We start from the raw sequence: 18,843 nt of genomic DNA, 5'->3' as shown, positions 1-18,843 counted from the left end.
CGCGGTCGTTTGTTCGTGTTCGGCGGGAGGAGGGGCTTGATCGTGTCGCCGACAGGTTCCATGGTCCCGACGCACGGCGGGAACCATCGTCGGGCGTCGGGGCGCTCCGGCTCGCATGTCTTCGCGACGTGTGGCGTGTCGGTGCAGACGAAAACAAAGACCTCGATCCAGGCATTCGGAGGCGGCGTCGACAGCATCCGGCATCGGGAAAGCTGGAACGCCTCCAAAGAACAGGGTGAGTCTATTGGGCGATTTGGCTGATATCGGCGTACTCGGTCTCGCGACCATGGGAGCGAACCTGGCGCGCAACGCCGCTCGCAAGGATTTCAACGTCGCGGTGTACAACCGTCATCCGGGCCGTACGGAGGAACTGATCCGTGAGCACGGCAGCGAGGGCCGCTTCTTCCCGGCGACGGACATCGGCGCGTTCACGCGTTCCATCGTTCGGCCGCGTCCGATCATCATCATGGTCAAGGCCGGCAAGCCGGTCGACGAGGTGATCGAGGAACTGCTGCCCCACCTCGACGAGGGTGACATCATCATCGACGGCGGCAACTCGCTCTTCACCGACTCGAGCCGCCGCTTCCATGCCCTGAAGGACAAGGGCATTCGCTTCGTCGGCATGGGAATCTCCGGCGGCGAGGAGGGTGCACTCGAAGGCCCGAGCATGATGCCCGGCGGCGAGCGCGAGGCCTATGCCCGCATCGAGCCGATCGTGACGCGCATGGCGGCGCAGGTGGACGGCACGCCCTGCTGCACCTTCATCGGGCCCGAGGGCGCCGGCCATTATGTGAAGATGGTGCACAACGGCATCGAATATGCCGACATGCAGCTCATCGCCGAAGCCTACGACCTGATGAAGTCGCTCTACGGTCTCGAGGCCGAGGCGATCGCCGACATCTTCGCCGAGTGGAACAAGGGCGAACTCGAATCCTACCTGATCGAGATCACCGCCGCGGTGCTGCGCAAGCGCGACGGCACCGGCAAGCCGCTGGTCGATTCGATCGTCGACGAGGCCGAGCAGAAGGGAACGGGACGCTGGACCGCCCAGTCCGCGCTCGATCTCGGCGTGCCGCTGACCTCGATCACCGAGGCGGTGTTCGCCCGCGCCCTGTCGGGTTCTCGCGCGCTGCGGCTCGATGCGGCGAAGGCTCTGCCGCAGCCGGCGATCCCCGTCCGCGCGCCGACCCAGGCCGACATCGACGCCATCCGCGACGCGCTCTACGCCTCGAAGATCGTCGCCTATGCCCAAGGCTTCGAGCAATTGTCGGCGGCCTCGGCCCAGTTCGGCTGGGATCTGCACCTCGGCGATCTCGCGACGATCTGGCGGGGCGGCTGCATCATTCGTGCCCGCTTCCTGAACCGCATCCGCGAGGCCTATAGCGGCCTCGACCCGGTGCCGCACCTGCTGCTTCAGGACGTGTTCCGCGAGGCCGTCGTGGCGGCCGAACCGAACTGGCGCGCCGTCGTCGCCCGGGCGATCTCGGAGGGCATTCCCGTCCCCGCCTTCGCCTCGTCGATCGCCTATTTCGACGGCTTCCGGCGCGGCCGCGGCCCGGCGAACCTGCTCCAGGGTCTGCGTGATTATTTCGGTGCCCACACCTATGCCCGGCTCGACAGGCCCGGCCGCTTCCACACCCGCTGGGGTCAGGACGGCAGCGAGATCGAGGTCTGACAGGGGCTTACGGGCGGCGGGCTTGCCCGTCGCCCGCGAGGCGGGGAATTGAGATTGGCCCGCGCCGCCGACCCTTCTCCCCCTCGGGGAGAAGGTGCCCCGAAGGGGCGGATGAGGGGGAAAGACTCTTTATTCTTAGAGCGTTACGCCGATGGTGAGCGGCGCGAAGGCCCCTCATCCGGCCCTGTCGGGCCACCTTCTCCCCGCTCGCGGGGAGAAGGGAGAGCAGAGAGGCTGAGCGATGTGATCGGTCGCCGCCGGCTCAGATCTTCGCTGAAAAAAGACGCGATGAGAGGCCGCGAGGCTCAGGCGCGCTCGAGCACGTCTTCGAGCGGTGTCGGCTTCGAGATCGCGTAGCCCTGCGCGTAATCGACGCCGAGCATCTGGATCGTCCGCAGGATGTCGTCGTCCTCGACGAATTCGGCGATCGTCTTCGCCCCGAGTTCGTGCGCGATGTTGTTGATCGATTGCACGATGACGGATTCGATCCGGCTCTTGTTGACGTTGCGGACGAAGCTGCCTTCGATCTTGACGAAATCGACCTTGAAGCTGCGCAGATAGGTGAACGAGCCGACGCCGACGCCGAAATCGTCGAGCGCGATCTTGCAACCCAGATCGCGCAACTGCTCGAGCGTGCGGCTCGCGATCGAGATATTGTTGATGACGGCAGTTTCCGTCACCTCGATGGTGAGGCGCTCGGGGGGCAGCGTCGAACGTTCGATCAGATCCAGGAAGAACGGGAAGAAGCGCGTGTCGTTCAGCGAGTTCGCCGACAGGTTCACGCTGATCGAAAGGTCTGGAATGCGGGCGAGCGCCTTGGCGTGCTTGGTGAGCATCTGGCTCAAGACCCAGCGGTCGAGGTCCGCCATCACGTCGTAATGCTCGGCCGCCGGAATGAAATGCGACGGCTGCACGAGGTTGCCCTCGCGGTCGACCATGCGCAGCAGAAGCTCATAATGGCGATAAGTGTCGCCGCGCGCCGAGATGATCGTCTGGGCGAACAGCCGGAAACGCCCGTCGGCGAGCGCCTCGCGCAGGTCGGCGGCCATCAGGAGCTCGCGCTGTCGCTCCGGATTGGCGCCCGCCGGCGCCTCGTAGACGCTGTAGCGATTGCGGCCGGCCCGCTTCGCCGCGTAGCAGGCGATGTCGGCATAGCGCATCAACTGGCCGCGGGATTCCGAGAGAGGCGTCACCCCGACCATGCCGATGCTGCCGCTCACCCGGAAGATGCGATTCTCCCAGGGGAATTGCATCGCCTGGAGGGCATCGACGAGATGGCCGATCACCTCTTTCGCCGCCTCGACGCCGCGGTTGAAGAGGATGATTGCGAATTCATCCCCCCAAGACGGGCGACCAGATCGGTCTCGCCGACCGCGCGGCGGATCAGCCGGGCGACGGCGCATAGAAGCGTGTCGCCCGCGGCGTGGCCCGCCGTGTCGTTGACGATCTTGAAGCGGTCGAGGTCGAGGAAGCACAGGGTGTGCTGGTTCGTGGTGCCCCGGATCTGGCGCAGCGCATCGTCGAGCGTCTGCTCGAAATAACGCCGGTTGGGGAGCCCGGTGAGGCCATCGTGGGTGGCGTTGAAGCGCAGCTCCCGCTGGATGTTGCGCACCACCGTGACGTCCTGGAAGACGAGCACCGAGCCGATCAGGGCGCCGCTCTTGGCAACGATCGGAGCGGCGGAATCCTGGATCTCGCGCCGCTCGCCGTGGCGGCCGAGCAAGGCGAGATTGCCCGGCATGCTGATCACGTGCCGGTCGGCGATGCTGCGGTAGACCGGGTTCTCGATCGGCAGCCCGCTCTCGCTGTCGACAACCTTGAAGACGTCCTCGACCTTGTTGCCGCGGGCGTCTTCAAGCGACCAGCCCGTCATCTCGCAGGCGGCGGCGTTCATGAGCTCGATGCGGCCCTCGAGGTCGGTCGAGATCACGCCGTCGCCGATGGCATAGAGCGTCACCTGGAGCCGGTCGCGCTCGGCGTGGAGCGCCGCCTCGGCCCGCTTCAGGGCGTCGATGTCCTGGACCTGGCAGATGAAGTGCAACGGCGAGCCGTCGTGGGCGCGCACCAGCGAGACGTTGAGCAGGCCCCAGACATAGTGCCCGTCGGCGCAGCGATAGCGCTTCTCGATGCGGTAATTGTCGATCTTGCCGTCGATCAGGTTGTGCCTGAGTTCGAGATCGATCGCGCTGTCCTCCGGGTGGCAAGCAGCGTGGAAATTCTGGTCCTCGATCGTGGAGAGCGCGCATTCGAGCATCACGCAGAGCGCGCCGTTGGCCCGCAAAACCGTACCGTCGATGCCGACGAGGGCCATGCCGATGGCGGAATGCTCCATCGCCGCGCGGAAGCGCTCCTCACTCGCTTTGAGGATCTCTTCGTTCTGCTTGCGCTCGGTCAGGTTGCTCGTCACGACCGCGAAGCCATCGAGCTGGCCGATCTCGTCATAGAGCGCGGTGACGCCGAGAATGGCCCAAAATTCCTCGCCGCTCTTGCGCCGGCACCAGCCCTCGATCGCGATCTGACCCTGCTCGGCCGCCTCGGTGAGCAGGCGCTCCGGCAAGCCGTCCTGGACGTCGCGCAGGCGGAACAGGCGGCTGAACGGCTCGCCGAGGATCTCCGCGGCGGCATAGCCCTCGTTGCGCTCGGCGCCGGCATTCCAGCTTCGAATGCGCCCCTCGCGGCTCAGCATGTAGATCGACGACGTCTCGACCGCTTCGATGAGCGAACGGAACCGGCGGCGCCTCCGGCCGCCCATCGGCAGATCGTTCGGATCGTTCTCAAACATGCGCGACGCTTTCCGATCGGTCGCAGGGTTCGACCGCTACGGCACGAGGCGCTCTCACGGGCTCGGGGCCCTGACAGCCCGGCTCGGTGGGAGATCGCGCATTCCTTCCAACAAGACCCGCCGTTCGCGGGCTCGGGATGCCGCCTGAAATGAAGAGGTTCGGACTCAACCTTTGAGGACCCGATATTCTAGATCGTATTGGGTGCTTTGAATGCAACCATACAGTTCCCGATCCGAGGGTGAAAGCGCGGTTTCAGCCTTGAGGTCTCTTTCTCACGCTATTCTCAAGGAAACCAAGGCCGAGATAGCAGGCCGAAATGAGACGGTGAGGCGATTAATCACCAAGGGTCCGCGGCCACAAAATGGGGAACAATGGATGTTCCATCGCAGCACCTGCCGGTAACTCGTTCTCTAAGTTCGGGAAATTGGGGGAGGTTTTCCACGGCCTCGGGGCGTGTCGCATGTCGTCGCCAAGAAAGCGCACCGACAGGACCCGCCGCCGGCCGCTCCCCGCACCGCCGGCGGCGTGCAGGGCGAGCATGTGGAAAAACACCGCGTCCCCCGGCTCGAGCGCCCAGCCGAGGATCGGGAAGGCGTCGCGGTTGGCGTCGATGTCGGGCAGATCGGCGAGGCTGCCCTCCGGAAACCAGCGTGCCTCGTTCGTCATGAAGGTTCGCGGCATCAGCCAGGGCCCGAGATGCGAGCCGGCGACGAATTCGAGCGTCGCCGTCCGCGGCACCGGATCGACCGGCATCCACATCGAGCAATTGAGCCGGCCCTCGACGTTGTAATAGGGCTGGTCCTGGTGCCACGGCGTCTTCTGGCGGGTGTTGGGCTCCTTCACCAGGAGATGGTCGTGATAGAGCCGCACCGTGGCCGCGCCCATCAGCCGGGCCGCCGCCGCGGCAGCCGGCGCGCCGAACACGAACTGCCGGTAGCCCTCGATCCGCTGCCAGTTGCAGAAATCCTCGATGAAGAAGCCGGGATCCTCCGGTCGGCTCGCGACGATCGCCCGTTCGCTCGGCGCCGCCATGTTCTCGTCGATGGCCGCGCGGCAGAGCGCAATCTCGTCGGCGTCGAACAGCCCGCGCACGCACACGGCGCCGTCGCGCCGGAAGGCCTCGACGAGGTCGTCGTCGATCGCCTGCCTTACGCGCGCCTCGATCGCGGTTGAATCCGTCGCCGCAGGCGTCATAGTCGTTTCCTCCTCGGGGCCTTCCGGCCGCGCAGACTGTTTCGCCGTTCGCCGCGCGGATCAAGCCGGCTTACAAACGGCGTCCAAAAATGCCGCAGCGTGGCGGTTGGCACTCCCGTTCACCGAGTGCCAAATTTTTCGTCCCACCCTCTTGAACCCGTCGCCGATTTCGCCCAAATCGTCGGCGTCCGCCCGGCGTGCCTTTTCAGGATGCCGGGCCGGACGGAGGAACCTGTCATTCGAGCTTGGAGGAAAGAGCATGACGTTCCGGCCGCTGCATGACCGCGTCGTCGTCCGCCGCATCGACGCGGAGGAGAAGACGAAGGGTGGCATCATCATCCCCGACACCGCCAAGGAAAAGCCGCAGGAGGGCGAAGTCGTCGCCGTCGGCCCGGGCGCCCGCAACGAGAAGGGCGAGCTCGTCGCTCTCGACGTGAAGGCCGGCGACCGCGTCCTGTTCGGCAAATGGTCCGGCACCGAAGTGAAGATCGACGGCCAGGATCTCCTCATCATGAAGGAGAGCGACATCCTCGGCATCGTCGAGGGCGTGAGCGCCGCGAAGCAGGCCGCCTGACGGCCGACCCCGCTCACCCGACCTTTTTCATTCGGAGATCAAGACAATGGCTGCCAAGGACGTAAAGTTTTCCATCGACGCTCGTGACCGCATGCTGCGCGGCGTCGACACCCTCGCCAACGCGGTGAAGGTGACCCTCGGCCCGAAGGGCCGCAACGTCGTCATCGAGAAGTCGTTCGGCGCTCCCCGCATCACCAAGGACGGTGTGACGGTGGCGAAGGAGATCGAGCTCGAGGACAAGTTCGAGAATCTCGGCGCCCAGCTCGTCCGTGAGGTCGCCTCCAAGACCAACGACCTCGCCGGCGACGGCACCACGACCGCCACGGTTCTCGCCCAGGCGATCGTGAAGGAAGGCGCCAAGGCGGTTGCCGCCGGCATCAACCCGATGGACCTGAAGCGCGGCATCGACCTCGCCGTCGAGGCGATCGTTGCCGATCTCAAGTCGAAGGCCCGCAAGGTCACGACCAACGAAGAGATCGAGCAGGTCGGCACCATCTCCGCGAACGGCGACCAGGAAGTCGGTCGGTTCCTCGCCGAGGCGGTGAAGAAGGTCGGCAACGAGGGCGTCATCACCGTCGAAGAGGCGAAGTCGCTCGACACCGAACTCGAAGTCGTCGAGGGCATGCAGTTCGATCGCGGCTACCTGTCGCCCTACTTCGTGACCGATGCCGAGAAGATGCGCGTCGAGCTCGAGGACGCCTTCATCCTCATCCACGAGAAGAAGCTGTCCTCCCTCCAGGCGCTGCTTCCGGTTCTCGAGGCGGTCGTCCAGTCGTCGAAGCCGCTCGTGATCGTGGCCGAGGACGTCGAGGGCGAGGCGCTCGCCACGCTCGTCGTCAACAAGCTGCGCGGCGGTCTCAAGATCGCGGCCGTGAAGGCGCCGGGCTTCGGTGATCGCCGCAAGGCGATGCTCGAGGACATCGCGATCCTCACCGGCGGCACGGTCATCTCCGAAGACCTCGGCATCAAGCTCGAGAACGTGACGCTCGACCTGCTCGGCCGCGCCAAGAAGGTCGTCATCACGAAGGAAGACACCACGATCGTGGACGGCGTCGGCGAGAAGTCCGACATCGAGGCCCGCGTTTCGCAGATCAAGGCGCAGATCGAGGAGACCACCTCGGACTACGACCGTGAGAAGCTGCAGGAGCGTCTGGCCAAGCTCGCGGGCGGCGTCGCGGTGATCCGCGTCGGCGGCGCGACCGAGGTCGAGGTGAAGGAGAAGAAGGACCGCGTCGACGACGCGCTGCACGCGACCCGCGCGGCCGTCGAGGAAGGCATCCTCCCGGGTGGCGGTCTCGCGCTCCTGCGCGCGCTCAAGGCCCTCGAGTCCGTGAAGCCGGGCAACGACGACCAGAAGGTCGGCGTCGAGATCGTTCGCCGCGCCGTCCAGGCGCCGGCCCGTCAGATCGCCATCAATGCCGGCGCCGACGGTTCGATCGTGGTCGGCAAGCTCCTCGAGAAGGACGAACTGGCGTACGGCTGGAATGCCCAGACCGGCGAGTTCGGCGATCTCTTCAAGATCGGCGTCATCGACCCGGCCAAGGTGGTGCGCACCGCGCTCCAGAACGCCGCGTCGGTGTCCTCGCTCCTCATCACCACCGAGGCGCTGATCGCCGAGAAGCCGAAGAAGGACGCTCCGGCGCTCCCGGCCGGCGGCGGCATGGGCGGCATGGGTGGCATGGACTTCTGAGGTCCGGCCCGTCTGCACCCTCGGACAGAGAACGAGCGCGGGGAGCAATCCCCGCGCTTTTTTCATGGGGCAGTCCACCCGGGCCAGGGCGGGATGTTAGGGCGCGCGCGTCCTTCGTCGGAAGGCTGACCGCTTCGACCGATCAAAGGGCTGGCGGGAAGGGCGGTGCCGCTTCCGCGCGGCTCTGGGACCGTTCCGCGGCCTTGCGCTCCCGGATCGCCGCAAGGGACGTGCCGATGGAGGCGCAGGAGATCAGCCCGATACCGACCCATTGGCTGAGGGGCAGCGCCTGCCCGAGCAGGATCGCGCCGATGACGGCGCCGACCGCCGGCTCGCCGCTGCTCAGGATGCCGAAGGTCTTCGCCGAGAGGTGCCGGAGGGCGAACATCTCCAGCGAATAGGGCAGCGCACTGGAGAGCAGGCCGACGATCAGGGCGAGCACCAGCACGTTCGGCTCGAACAGGTGAGGTCCGGCGTGCGAGAAGCCGATCGGCAAGACGATGAGAGCAGCAATCGTCATCCCGAGAGATGTCGCGCTGCCGCCGAAGTCCCGGCCCGCCATGCGGCCGAAGACCATGTAGCCGGCCCAGCATAATCCCGCCGCGAGCGCGAACAGGGAGCCCACGAGATCGACACGCGCGGCGCTCGCCCCCATGAGCACCAGCAAGACGAGACCCGTCGCGGCGAGAGCGATCCAGAGAAGATCGAGCGCGCGCCGGGACGACACCGTCGCGAGGCCGAGCGGACCGATGAACTCGATGGCGATCGCGACACCGAGCGGCAGGGTCTGCAACGACATGTAAAAGAGCAGGTTCATCCCGCCCATCATCGCGCCGTAGGCGATGACCGGAGCCCATCGCTTGTGACCGAAGCGCATCCGCCACGGACGGGCGACGCCGAGCAGAAACAGCGCGCCGATCACCAAGCGGAGGGCCGTCGCCCCTTCGGCGCCGACCACCGGAAACAGCCGCTGGGCAAAGGACGCGCCCGCCGTGATCGACACCATCCCGAGCACCAGCGCCATGGGCGGCAGGGCCAGGGACGGCGATGAAATGGCCTCTTCGGTGTCGCTGAACATGAAAATCCCGCTCTCGGTCGCGGCCCCTTCTAGCGGGCGAGGTCTGTTGAAGGCGCTCAATTTTCCTGAAAAGATGATAAAAATTATCGCGGGACGCCCTCATGCGCGACGAGCTGGATTCCATTGACCGACGGATTCTCGCGGAGCTTCAGAAGGATGCGCGGCTTCCCATGGCGACGCTCGCGGCCCATGTGGGGCTTTCCGTGCCGGCCTGCTATCGTCGTGTCCGGGCGCTGCGCGAGGCGCAGATCATCGTGCGCGAAGTCGCCGTGGTGGCGCCCAAAAGTCTCGGCTGGCCCTTGTCGATGATCGTGCTCGTCGTCCTGGAGCGCGAGGGCGCCCGGACCAACGAAGACCTGATGCGTAAATTCGAAAAGGAGCCGGAGATCAGTGCCGCCTGGCAAGTGACCGGATCGTACGACTTCGTTCTCCACGTCCTGGCTCGGGACATGGAAAGCTACGACGCGTTCGCGCTTCGCGTTCTGTCGGAGGACGAACGGATCAGGATGTTTCACACCCACGTCGTCATCCGCGGCAAGACCCGCGCCCCGATCGTGCCCGTCTGACATGGTGTCGAGGTTCGGGTCATCGACGCCGCTCCGTCGTGACACCGTCGAGCGGAGCCTCTTTCCCCTCGCTCGGGCACGTGGTTTGGTCCGCTCCGGGCGGCATGCCCACGCGAACGATCGAGACGGCCCGGCGGCTTCATGGAATGGCATGACGAAGGCATCGTGCTGACGACCCGCCCGCTCGGCGAGCGGGATGTCGTCGTCGAGCTGATGACCGCCGCCCACGGCCGCCATCTCGGTCTCGTGCGCGGCGGGCGCTCGCGGCGGCTTCAGCCGGTTCTCCAGCCGAGCAACACGGTCGATTGCCGCTGGCGCGCCCGCCTCGACGAACAGCTCGGCGCCTTCGCGATCGAGCCGATCACCGGCCGCGCCGGCACCATCATGGAGAGCGCGGTGGCGAGCTTCGGCCTCGCGACGCTTTCCGCCCATCTCCGCCACCTGCCGGAGCGCGATCCCCATCCCGGGCTCTATTCGGCGTTCACGATCGTGCTCGATCATCTCGACACCCCGGCAGTCGCCGGCGCGCTGATGGTGCGTTTCGAGATGGCGCTGCTCGAAGAGCTCGGCTTCGGTCTCGATGTGTCGCGCTGCGCGGTGAGCGGGGAGACGTCGGACCTGACCCACGTGTCGCCGAAGACGGGGCGGGCGGTCGGGCGGGTGGTGGCCGAGCCCTATCTCGACCGGCTGTTGCCGCTGCCGCGCTTCCTCATTGATCGCGGCATGAACGCCGATCCCGATCTCGACGACATCCGCGCCGGCCTCGGCCTCACCGGCCACTTCCTCGATCGCCATCTGAACGAGCCGCGGGGCATCCTCATGCCGCGGGCGCGGGAGCATTTCCTCGCCGCGCTCGCGAAGGCGCTGCCGGTCGAGAGCAGCCGATAAGGGCCGGCGATCGGGGGAAGGTCAGGGCGCCCGGCGCATGGCGCGCAATTGCGCGCCGGGCTTCGGCGGCACCACTTTGCCCGCCGCACGCGGCTGCGATGCCTGGGTGCGCCAAGATGTGCCGGCGATCGCCACCACCCGGTTGCCGCGGAAATCCGTCTCGCAGCGGATGTGGCCGCGGTCGGTCATGTAGGTCAGGAGCCAGCGTCCGCGTGACGGCGACCGGCTGCCGTAGGCCTGGGCGATCGTCTCGTCGGATGGGCAGGCTGCGCCGTCGCGGGCCGCGCGGGCGATCAGCAGGAAGACGCCCTGCATCTCCTCGGGCAGGCTCTCGGCGACGGCGATCACCCCCTGCCAGTCCTCGTCCCCGTCGCTCTCGTCGATGCCGGCCCGGGCGAGGGCGAGGCGGCGACGGAAGCTCGGCAGATCCTGCCCGAAGTCGCCGAGCTTGCGCAGCCGGCAATGGAACAGGAAGTCCTGGTAGACGAGCGGAATGGGGCGGAACGCGATGTCGGGGTCCGACAAAACCTCGCGGTAGATCTCGTCGAGTGCGGCCTGGAGCTCTTCCGCCGAGCGCGGGTCGGGCTCCGGCTCGGCCACCGGGGCGGGCCGCGGCGCCGGGCGGGGCGCGGCGAGAAGCTGCGACAGCTCCGCCGCGCGCTCGGCCCGCGGGCGCGCCACGGCGGGCGTCGGCAGCGGTTCGTCGCTCGGCGCGAAGATGAGATCGGCGAGCTCTTCCCTCGGCGTCTCCGGCAACGGCATCAGCGACGGGCGGCCGGTGCGGCCGGCGGTCTCGACCGTGCCGATGCGGATCGGGATCGGCCGCCGCGACAACGCCGGCCCGAGGGCGACGAACTGGCCGGGATTGAGGTCGCGGAAGGCTTCCGCCTGTCGCCGCTCCATGCCGAGCAGGTCGGCGGCGCGGGCCATGTCGATATCGAGAAAGGTGCGGCCCATCAGGAAGTTCGAGGCTTCCGCCGCGACGTTCTTGGCGAGCTTGGCGAGGCGCTGGGTGGCGATGATGCCGGCGAGGCCGCGCTTGCGGCCGCGGCACATCAGGTTGGTCATCGCCCCGAGCGAGGTCTTGCGGGCGGCGTCCGACACGTCGCCGGCGGCGGCGGGGGCGAAAAGCTGCGCCTCGTCGACCGCGATCAGCATCGGAAACCAGGCGCTGCGGTCGGCGTCGAACAGGCCGTTGAGGAAGGCGGCGGCGCAGTGCATCTGCTCCTCCGCGTCGAGGCCTTCGAGGGTGAGGACGACCGAGGCGCGGTGGTGGCGGATACGGTCGGCGATGCGGGCGAGTTCGCTCGGGCTGTGATCGGGGTCGATCACGGTGTGGCCGTAGCGCTCGGCGAGGCTGACGAAGTCACCCTCCGGATCGATGATCGCTTGCTGCACCCATTCCGCGCTCTGTTCGAGCAGGCGGCGCAACAGGTGCGATTTGCCGGAGCCGGAATTGCCCTGCACCAGGAGCCGCGTCGAGAGCAGCTCCTCGAGGTCGAGCTTCGCCGCCTCGCCGGTCGTGGTGGTGCCAAGCTCGATGCCGACTTTCATTCCGCCGTGCGATCCTCAAGCCTCGGGAAGGCCGGCACCCTAATCGATCTCGACCCGCCGGTGGACTCCTTCTGCGACCCGCCCCCGAAGGCCTTGGCCGCGAACGACTCTTTCCTGTGGACCGGCTGTGGGTTCAGGGCTTGCCCCCGACACCGCGTGGTCCGGCGCAACGGCGGTGCGATTCTCGAAGGCGCCCGCCGCCGCTGCGTTCCGCCGGGGCTCAGGCGGCGCGGATCGCGGCGAAGAAGCGCTCGACCTTCTCTTGCAGGTCGCGGGCCTCCTCGGAAAGCCGGCTTGCCGAGTCGAGCACGCGGGCGGCGTTGCCGAGCGTCTCGGTCGCGCCGTGACGGACATCGACGACGCTCGACGATACCTCGTCGGTGCGGGAGGAGGCCTCCATCACGCTGCGGGCGATTTCGTCGGTCGCCATGCCCTGCTGACCCACCGCCGCCGAGATGTCGGCCGAGATCGTGTTGATGTCCTCGATCACGCCGCTGATGTCGCGGATCGCGGAGACAGTCGCCCGCGACGTGCTCTGGATGGCGGCGATCTGAACGGTGATCTCCTCGGTCGCCTTCGCGGTCTGGCCCGCGAGTGACTTCACCTCCTGCGCGACGACGGCGAAGCCCTTGCCGGCATCGCCGGCGCGGGCGGCTTCGATGGTTGCGTTGAGGGCGAGCAGGTTGGTCTGCTCGGCGATCGCATTGATCAGGCCGACGATCTGGGAGATACGCTCGCCCATCGTCACGAGGCCCTGGACCGTGCCGTCGGTTTCGCGCGCAGCGGCGACGGCGCGCTCCGCGACGGTACGCGAGGTCGTCGCGCGCTGATGGATGTCGCGGATCGAGGCGGAGAGCTCCTCCGAGGCGGCGGCGACGTTACGCACGTTGGCCGAGGCCTGTTCGGCGGCGCTCGCCACGCCCTGGGCATGGTTGGCGCTGCCGTTCGCGGTGTCGTTGAGGGAGCGCGCGGTTCCCTCGAGCGCCGACGTGGAGCTCGCGACGAGGTCGAGCAGGCCCGCGATGTCGCGGTTGAAGTCGTCGACGAGGTGGTCGATCGTTTCCGCGCGGCGCCGTTGGATTTCGGCCGCGGTGCGCTCGCGCTTTTGGAGGCTGCGGCGCTCGATCGCGTTGTCCTTGAAGACCTGGACGGCGGCAGCCATGGCGCCGATCTCGTCGCGGCGGTTCACGTCCGGCACCTCGGTCGTAAGGTCGCCGGCGGCGAGCGTCTTCATGGCCGCCGTCATCCGGGCGAGCGGGCGGGCCACCGCGCGGTGCAGGAGTTGACCGAGGAGGAGGGCGGTCAGCACGGCGATGATGAGGGTCGCCGTGAGGGCGGTCCAGCGGAAGGTCTGGAGTTCGGCCATCGCCCTGGCGGGGTCGACGGCAACGCCGAGATACCATTTCGTCTGGCCGAGCCCGGCGAGCGGATAGAACGACACCAGCGTCGGCGCACCGCCCATCGACGCCTCCTTGACCCCCGGCGCGAGCGCCGGCGCGCCGCTCTCGAACAGGTCGGCGAGGCTCTTGCCGAGCACCGACATATCGGGATGGACGAGGACTGAGCCGGTGTCGTCGACGAGGAAGACGAAGCCCTTGCCGCCGAAATTGATGGTCGAGAGGTGCTGGACGAGGCTCGTCACGAAGAAGTCGCCCCCGACCACACCGGCGAGCTTGTCGCCCGCATAGACGGGCGAGGCGACGGTGATCGTCGGCTTGCCGGTCGAGGCGTCGATATAGGGGCGGGTGAGGATGGTGCCGCGCGCGGCGTCGGCCGCCTTGTACCAGGGCCGAACGCGCGGGTCGTAGCCGGCGGGCAGTTCCTCGGTCGGATCGTACATGGCGCCGCCGGCGGTGCCGACATAGGCCGCCTTGAAGGTGTCGAGGAGCACGGGGCTCTTCATCATCGCGTTCGCGACCGGGGCGTTTTCGAGCAGCCCGGGATCGCGGGCGAAGCCGTCTGCCATGCCGCGGACGAGAAGTTCGCGCCCGGCGAACCAATTCGCGACGGAATCGGAGGCGAGCGTGCCGGCGATATCGATCTGGGCTTCGACATCGGCGCGCATGGTCGCCTGCTGCCGGAGATCGATCACGGCCGAGAAGACGGCGAAGGCGACGACCACGGCGAGCGAAACGACGATGATGATCCGTCGGATCAAGGCCGTGCGGGCCGCCGGCTCGCGTTGCGCTCCGCGCCGGGTGCCGGACGCCATCGGGACGGCGTCGTCGATCCGCAAGATATCGGTCATGGTGCCCGCCGAAAAATGCCTGCGGCCGGTGCCGCGTTAAGGAAAATCGCGTCGTGTCACAGGCATGCGCCGTCGCGAAGAGGGCAAATGCCTTCGCGGCGTCCAAGTAAAGGAAAGTTAAAAAGAATTTATGACGTACTTTCTTGCGTCGAAGACAGACGACGCAAGCTTCGCGACAGCTTTCTGCGGTGTCCTGCGTGTTTGATCTGACGGACTCCCGTCCGCTCGCCTTCAGAGCGTCAGGCGGTTGCGGCGCAGCTCGAACAGGGCGATGCCGGTCGAGATCGCGAGGTTCAGGGAATCCGCCTCGCCGGCCATCGGGATCTTGACCAGCGCGTCGCACACGGTGGCGACGGCGTCCGACAGGCCGGCCTGTTCGTTGCCCATCATGAGGAGCGCCGGCTCGCCGAAATCCGCGGTGCGGATGTCGTTGGTGCCGGACAGGTGGGTGCCGACCACGGCGCCGCGGAACGACGGGCGCCAGGCGAGGAAGGCGTCCACGCTCGCGCGGGCGAGCGGCACGTGGAAGAACGAACCCATCGTCGCCCGCACCGCCTCGAGGCCGAACGGATCGGTGGTCTCGCCGACGAGGAGCACGCCAGCGGCGCCGAGGGCGTCGGCGGTGCGGATCACCGTGCCGAGATTGCCCGGATCGCGGACCGCCTCGAGCCCGACCCAGAGGCCGGGATGCTTGGCGACGGCGTCGAGGCCGGCGATGCGCTGCTTGAAGACGCCGACGACGGTCTGCGGGTTCTCGCGGCGGGAGACCTTCTCCATCACCGGGGCGTTCGCCTCGATGATGGTGGCGCCGCGGGCGCGGGCGGTCGCCGCCACACGGGCGGTGAAGGGGTGCTCCATCGCACCGAGCGCGAGGACGAGGGTATCGACCGGCCAACCGGCCTTCAGCGCGTCGGCGGCGAGCTTCACCCCCTCGGCGATGAAGAGACCCGTCTCGGCGCGGTATTTGCGCATCTGAAGCGCGCGGATGTGCTTGATCTTCGGGTTCGAGACGGCGCTGATCTTCTCGAACGCGCCGGCCTTCGGCAGATCGGCGGTCGGGCGCACGGGCGTCGCTTCGGGAATGTCGTCGCGGCGGGTCATCGGGCGCTCCAGCGGGTGAACATCGAGGTCGGCAGCAGCCGGCCCGTCTCGGCCTCGACCAGAGCCAATTCACCGGATTCGATCGCGCCGGCGAGGTCGCCGAACACCTCCTCGCCGAGCCGGTGGGCGGCGAGGAAGGAGGCGCGGATCGCGTAGGCCGTGAGCGCGATGAAGAGCGGCTGCGGCGCGAGCACGCCGCGCACCAGGCGCAGCATCTCGGCGAGGCCCTCGAACAGCTCCCACACCTCGCCCTTCGGCCCGCGGCCGAACTTCGGCGGATCGAGCACGATGCCTTCGTAGACGGAGCCGCGGCGCACTTCGCGGGCGGTGAACTTCACCGCGTCGTCGAGAATCCAGCGGATCGGCAGCGCGTCCATGCCTGACAGGACCTGGTTTTCGCGCGCCCAGGCGATCGCCTTCTTGGAAGCGTCGACATGGGTGACCCGCGCGCCCGCCTCGGCGGCGAGCAGCGAGGCGAGCCCGGTATAGCCGAACAGGTTGAGCACGCGGACCGGCCGGCCGGCATTGCGGATGAGGCCGGTCATCCAATCCCAATGGGCGCGCTGCTCGGGAAACACGCCGACATGGCGGAAGCCGGTGAAGCGGCAGATGAAGCGCGCCGGGCCGTAGCGCATCTCCCACGCCTCCGGCAGCGCCCGGTTGGCGCGCCAGCGCCCGTGGCCTTCGTCGTCGTCCTCGCCGGTGAAGACGGCGTCGGCCCGTGCCCATTCGCTCTCGGGCAGGCCGGGTGTCCACATCGCCTGGGGCTCGGGGCGATCGACGACGATGCGTCCGTAGCGCTCGAGCTTGCGCCCGGCGCCGGAATCGATGAGTTCGAAGTCGTCCCACCCTTCGGCGTGGAGCACGAAGAGGGGCGAAGAGGCGGGGCCGGAACCGGCTCGCGGCGGCATGGAAGGGGCGGGGCGCGTCATGAGCGCGAGTTAGGGTGAGAGCGGCCTTCCGGTCAACCTGCCGCGCTCGAAGGGATCGGGCTTCGCGCGCGCGAACGCGCCCGTCCGCGCTCAGTTGTCGAGGCGGATGGTTCGATCGGCCGCCGGACCGAAGCCTTTGAGCGACAGGACGAGTGTGATGGGCTTGCCCGTCTGTGAGGCGATCACGTCGATGCCGAGGACGTCGGCCTTGCGCAACGCCGCGATGGCGTTCGCGTCGAAGCTGACCGGCACGAGACAGGCGACCGGCATACAGGTTCGGAACGCCAGCGTGTCGCCCAACGGCGCGTCGCCCACCTTAAGCCGGGCGCCGTCGCGAAAGTCGATGCCGAACGGCAGATAGAGCACGCCCGAGACGCCGTTGCCGTCGGCGCTCGCGGTGAGTTCGAGCGTCACGATCCGCTGCTTCGATTGCGGGTCGATCTGGGTTTCGGTCATGGCGCACTTTTCCGCCGCAGCCTGACGCTGACAGACGACCGCCCAGTCCTGATAGGATTCTTGGACCGAGGTGGCGCCGGCGGGTAGCACGCCCGTGAGATCGGCGGCGCTCGGGGCGGGAGAGGCTTGCGTCGGGGCCGGCGTGGGAGCCGGTTCCGAGAGATCGTTTTGCGCCATCAGCGCGTCCGTCATCGCGGGCGCGTTACGGGTGGAGAGCCTGTCGCTCGCCCGGGCGGGGATCGCCGCGGCGAGAACGCCGAGGACGAGTGCGGCCGCGGGGGCGACGCGCCAGCCGATCCCGAAGCCCCGCCGATCCGCGAGCGATGCGCTCCCATCCTGCCGGCTCGGCGTCTCTCGGTGGTGCGGTGCCGTCATGCGATGCCTCTCGTCCCGCCCCCGTTCGGCGCTTGAACGATTCATGGATGAAGGTCCGACGTTTCCGGTGAGGGATTTGCTCCCTTTTGCCCGAGCAAACATGCTCTCGCGTGCGCGCCGTCGCCGCGCGCAACTCGGGGATGTTTTCGCCGGTGTGTGCTCGCCCATTGCCGAGCGGCTTGAAGCAGGTCAATCTGTCGAAGCACGATTAGACTAATGAAAAAGAGCCGCGTCCGGCGGCGGGAGGACGAGCCGGGCCGGGGAGACGTTCGCGACAGGTGGCGGTCGGCACGCAACGGGCCTATGTCCGGTGGCGGACCTTCCGTCCGATCCGAACCCTTCCACCCGTGCGTTGCCGCAAGAGGAACCGAAGCCTTATGGAGATGACCGGCGAGTATCGCATTCCGGCACCCCGCGAGCGGGTGTGGGAGGCGCTCAACGATCCAGCCGTTCTGAAATCGTGCATTCCGGGCTGCGAAAGCCTGGAGATGACGTCGCCGACCGAGATGACCGCCGCGGTGACCGCCAAGGTCGGCCCGGTGAAGGCGAAGTTCACGGGCGCCGTCACCTTGTCGAATATTCACGCGCCCGAGCGCTACACCATCAGCGGCGAGGGCAAGGGCGGCGTCGCCGGCTTCGCCAAGGGCGGCGCCGACGTCGATCTCGAACCGGACGGCGATGCGACCATCCTGCGCTACACGGCGCGGGCGCAGGTCGGTGGCAAGCTCGCCCAGCTCGGCTCGCGGCTGATCGATTCGACCGCCAAGAAGATGGCGGACGATTTCTTCGGCGCCTTTTCGGCGACGCTCGGCGGCACCGCCACGGGCGGCTCGGTTCCCACCACCGACGATCCGGCGATCGCCGTCGAGCCGGTGCGCATCGACGCCAACGGCAACCGGCTCGAGATCGCCGACGCGGCGGTCGTGGACGAGATCTACGACGAGGCGGAAAACGTCCTTGCCGAGGCCGAGGAGAAGGTCGAGGCCGCCGCGGAGCGCGCGTTCCTCGGCGGGCCTGTGGCCTGGGGATTCATTGCGGTGGCGATCGTGATCCTCTTGATCGCGATCTTCCACTGAGGCGCCCGCGGGCCAACGGGAAACCGGCTCGAGGAGGGCGGCACGTCATGACGATCCGGGGCTCCCGGCTCCTCTCAGAGGCGCCGGGGTGCTCGACCGACCAGCGCGCGGCCGGCGGAAGATCGGCCCGCGCTCCATAGGGAGGAGTGCGTATGACGAAGGTCAGCATCGACCTGAACGGTCGAACTGTGACCGCGGACGTGGAGGATAGAACCCTTCTCGTCGCCTTCATCCGAGAGGTGGCCGGCCTGACCGGCACCCACGTCGGCTGCGACACCTCGCAATGCGGGGCTTGCGTCGTGCTCGTCGATGGCCTTGCGGTGAAATCCTGCACCCTGCTCGCGGCACAGGCCGACGGCGCATCGGTCATCACCATCGAGGGCCTCGCGAAGGGTGATGAACTGCACCCCGTGCAGGCGGCATTCCGCGCCCATCACGGCCTGCAATGCGGGTTCTGCACGCCCGGCATGATCATGACCGCCGTGGACATGATCGCCCACCATTCCGGCCCGCTCGACGAAGCGACGATCCGGGAAGGCCTCGAGGGCAACATCTGCCGGTGCACCGGCTACCACAACATCGTCAAGGCGATCGCGGCGGCCTCCGCCGAGATGGCCGGCGTGGCGCACGCGGCCGAATAAGCGCGCGCAACG

The 18,843-nt window shown here is 67.7% G+C and carries 14 protein-coding genes and 1 pseudogene; 7 read left to right on the top strand and 8 right to left on the bottom strand.

The window, feature by feature from the left end:
• Nucleotides 1–244: 244 nt before the first annotated feature.
• Nucleotides 245–1,675: an NADP-dependent phosphogluconate dehydrogenase gene (gnd, locus tag F0357_RS03565; RefSeq protein WP_246161339.1), complete on the top strand. Its 1,431-nt coding sequence runs from the start codon at nucleotides 245–247 to the stop codon at nucleotides 1,673–1,675.
• 308 nt (nucleotides 1,676–1,983) lie between these two features.
• Here gnd and F0357_RS25425 read toward each other — a convergent pair.
• Together F0357_RS25425 and F0357_RS03550 are read right to left on the bottom strand one after the other, a co-directional pair.
• A pseudogene (locus F0357_RS25425) lies at nucleotides 1,984–4,403 on the bottom strand (PAS domain S-box protein); the annotation flags it as partial.
• A gap of 388 nt (nucleotides 4,404–4,791) precedes the next feature.
• Nucleotides 4,792–5,652 (bottom strand): phytanoyl-CoA dioxygenase family protein, encoded by an 861-nt coding sequence (locus F0357_RS03550; RefSeq protein WP_153478815.1) that lies wholly within the window; start codon nucleotides 5,650–5,652, stop codon nucleotides 4,792–4,794.
• Nucleotides 5,653–5,911: 259 nt separating this feature from the next.
• Here F0357_RS03550 and groES point away from each other — a divergent pair, with 259 nt between their 5' ends.
• Both groES and groL read left to right on the top strand, forming a co-directional pair.
• Nucleotides 5,912–6,226, top strand: a complete 315-nt coding sequence (groES, locus tag F0357_RS03545; protein WP_153478813.1) for a co-chaperone GroES — start codon at nucleotides 5,912–5,914, stop codon at nucleotides 6,224–6,226.
• Between the two features lie 46 nt (nucleotides 6,227–6,272).
• A complete protein-coding gene (gene groL, locus F0357_RS03540) occupies nucleotides 6,273–7,916 on the top strand; it encodes a chaperonin GroEL (RefSeq protein ID WP_153478809.1) in 1,644 nt (547 codons plus the stop codon).
• Nucleotides 7,917–8,058: 142 nt separating this feature from the next.
• Here the strand turns inward: groL and F0357_RS03535 are convergent, their stop codons facing one another.
• Nucleotides 8,059–8,994 (bottom strand): EamA family transporter, encoded by a 936-nt coding sequence (locus tag F0357_RS03535; protein WP_153478807.1) that lies wholly within the window; start codon nucleotides 8,992–8,994, stop codon nucleotides 8,059–8,061.
• Between the two features lie 101 nt (nucleotides 8,995–9,095).
• Here F0357_RS03535 and F0357_RS03530 point away from each other — a divergent pair, with 101 nt between their 5' ends.
• Nucleotides 9,096–9,560, top strand: coding sequence for an Lrp/AsnC family transcriptional regulator (locus F0357_RS03530; RefSeq protein ID WP_153478804.1), 465 nt, complete (start codon nucleotides 9,096–9,098; stop codon nucleotides 9,558–9,560).
• A gap of 141 nt (nucleotides 9,561–9,701) precedes the next feature.
• Complete coding sequence (gene recO / locus F0357_RS03525) at nucleotides 9,702–10,448, top strand: DNA repair protein RecO (RefSeq protein ID WP_153478802.1); 747 nt, start codon at nucleotides 9,702–9,704, stop codon at nucleotides 10,446–10,448.
• A 21-nt stretch (nucleotides 10,449–10,469) separates the two neighbouring features.
• Here recO and F0357_RS03520 read toward each other — a convergent pair whose 3' ends face one another.
• The 5 genes from F0357_RS03520 to F0357_RS03500 form a co-directional block, all read right to left on the bottom strand.
• Nucleotides 10,470–12,002, bottom strand: a complete 1,533-nt coding sequence (locus tag F0357_RS03520; RefSeq protein ID WP_153478801.1) for a helicase HerA domain-containing protein — start codon at nucleotides 12,000–12,002, stop codon at nucleotides 10,470–10,472.
• 220 nt (nucleotides 12,003–12,222) lie between these two features.
• Nucleotides 12,223–14,250 (bottom strand): methyl-accepting chemotaxis protein, encoded by a 2,028-nt coding sequence (locus tag F0357_RS03515; protein WP_153478799.1) that lies wholly within the window; start codon nucleotides 14,248–14,250, stop codon nucleotides 12,223–12,225.
• A 231-nt stretch (nucleotides 14,251–14,481) separates the two neighbouring features.
• Nucleotides 14,482–15,351, bottom strand: a complete 870-nt coding sequence (locus F0357_RS03510; RefSeq protein ID WP_153478797.1) for a TrmH family RNA methyltransferase — start codon at nucleotides 15,349–15,351, stop codon at nucleotides 14,482–14,484.
• Nucleotides 15,348–16,217, bottom strand: coding sequence for a class I SAM-dependent methyltransferase (locus tag F0357_RS03505; protein ID WP_312861434.1), 870 nt, complete (start codon nucleotides 16,215–16,217; stop codon nucleotides 15,348–15,350). The genes F0357_RS03510 and F0357_RS03505 overlap by 4 nt, the downstream gene beginning before the upstream one ends.
• A gap of 156 nt (nucleotides 16,218–16,373) precedes the next feature.
• On the bottom strand, nucleotides 16,374–17,114 hold the full coding sequence (locus F0357_RS03500; RefSeq protein WP_208948202.1) for an invasion associated locus B family protein: 741 nt from the start codon (nucleotides 17,112–17,114) through the stop codon (nucleotides 16,374–16,376).
• Between the two features lie 377 nt (nucleotides 17,115–17,491).
• On the opposite strand from F0357_RS03500, the gene F0357_RS03495 reads away from it, so the two are divergent.
• Both F0357_RS03495 and F0357_RS03490 read left to right on the top strand, forming a co-directional pair.
• Complete coding sequence (locus F0357_RS03495) at nucleotides 17,492–18,190, top strand: SRPBCC family protein (protein ID WP_153478790.1); 699 nt, start codon at nucleotides 17,492–17,494, stop codon at nucleotides 18,188–18,190.
• 152 nt (nucleotides 18,191–18,342) lie between these two features.
• Nucleotides 18,343–18,831 carry a (2Fe-2S)-binding protein gene (locus F0357_RS03490; protein ID WP_153478787.1) on the top strand — a complete coding sequence of 163 codons (489 nt, stop codon included), beginning with the start codon at nucleotides 18,343–18,345 and terminating at the stop codon, nucleotides 18,829–18,831.
• The last annotated feature ends 12 nt before the right edge of the window (nucleotides 18,832–18,843 follow it).

Origin of the sequence: Segnochrobactrum spirostomi (genome assembly GCF_009600605.1) — a bacterium.
Classification (GTDB): Bacteria; Pseudomonadota; Alphaproteobacteria; order Rhizobiales; family Segnochrobactraceae; genus Segnochrobactrum; species Segnochrobactrum spirostomi.
Note: the sequence above shows the minus strand (reverse complement) of the source record. Positions and strands in the feature narration are given on the sequence as shown.

What these genes read in the sequence shown, in the direction of transcription:
- F0357_RS03550 (WP_153478815.1), bottom strand. Translation starts at nt 5,652, where the DNA reads ATGACGCCTGCGGCGACGGATTCAACCGCGATCGAGGCGCGCGTAAGG.
- groES (WP_153478813.1), top strand. Translation starts at nt 5,912, where the DNA reads ATGACGTTCCGGCCGCTGCATGACCGCGTCGTCGTCCGCCGCATCGAC.
- groL (WP_153478809.1), top strand. Translation starts at nt 6,273, where the DNA reads ATGGCTGCCAAGGACGTAAAGTTTTCCATCGACGCTCGTGACCGCATG.
- F0357_RS03535 (WP_153478807.1), bottom strand. Translation starts at nt 8,994, where the DNA reads ATGTTCAGCGACACCGAAGAGGCCATTTCATCGCCGTCCCTGGCCCTG.
- F0357_RS03530 (WP_153478804.1), top strand. Translation starts at nt 9,096, where the DNA reads ATGCGCGACGAGCTGGATTCCATTGACCGACGGATTCTCGCGGAGCTT.
- recO (WP_153478802.1), top strand. Translation starts at nt 9,702, where the DNA reads ATGGAATGGCATGACGAAGGCATCGTGCTGACGACCCGCCCGCTCGGC.
- F0357_RS03520 (WP_153478801.1), bottom strand. Translation starts at nt 12,002, where the DNA reads ATGAAAGTCGGCATCGAGCTTGGCACCACCACGACCGGCGAGGCGGCG.
- F0357_RS03515 (WP_153478799.1), bottom strand. Translation starts at nt 14,250, where the DNA reads ATGACCGATATCTTGCGGATCGACGACGCCGTCCCGATGGCGTCCGGC.
- F0357_RS03510 (WP_153478797.1), bottom strand. Translation starts at nt 15,351, where the DNA reads ATGACCCGCCGCGACGACATTCCCGAAGCGACGCCCGTGCGCCCGACC.
- F0357_RS03500 (WP_208948202.1), bottom strand. Translation starts at nt 17,114, where the DNA reads ATGACGGCACCGCACCACCGAGAGACGCCGAGCCGGCAGGATGGGAGC.
- F0357_RS03495 (WP_153478790.1), top strand. Translation starts at nt 17,492, where the DNA reads ATGGAGATGACCGGCGAGTATCGCATTCCGGCACCCCGCGAGCGGGTG.
- F0357_RS03490 (WP_153478787.1), top strand. Translation starts at nt 18,343, where the DNA reads ATGACGAAGGTCAGCATCGACCTGAACGGTCGAACTGTGACCGCGGAC.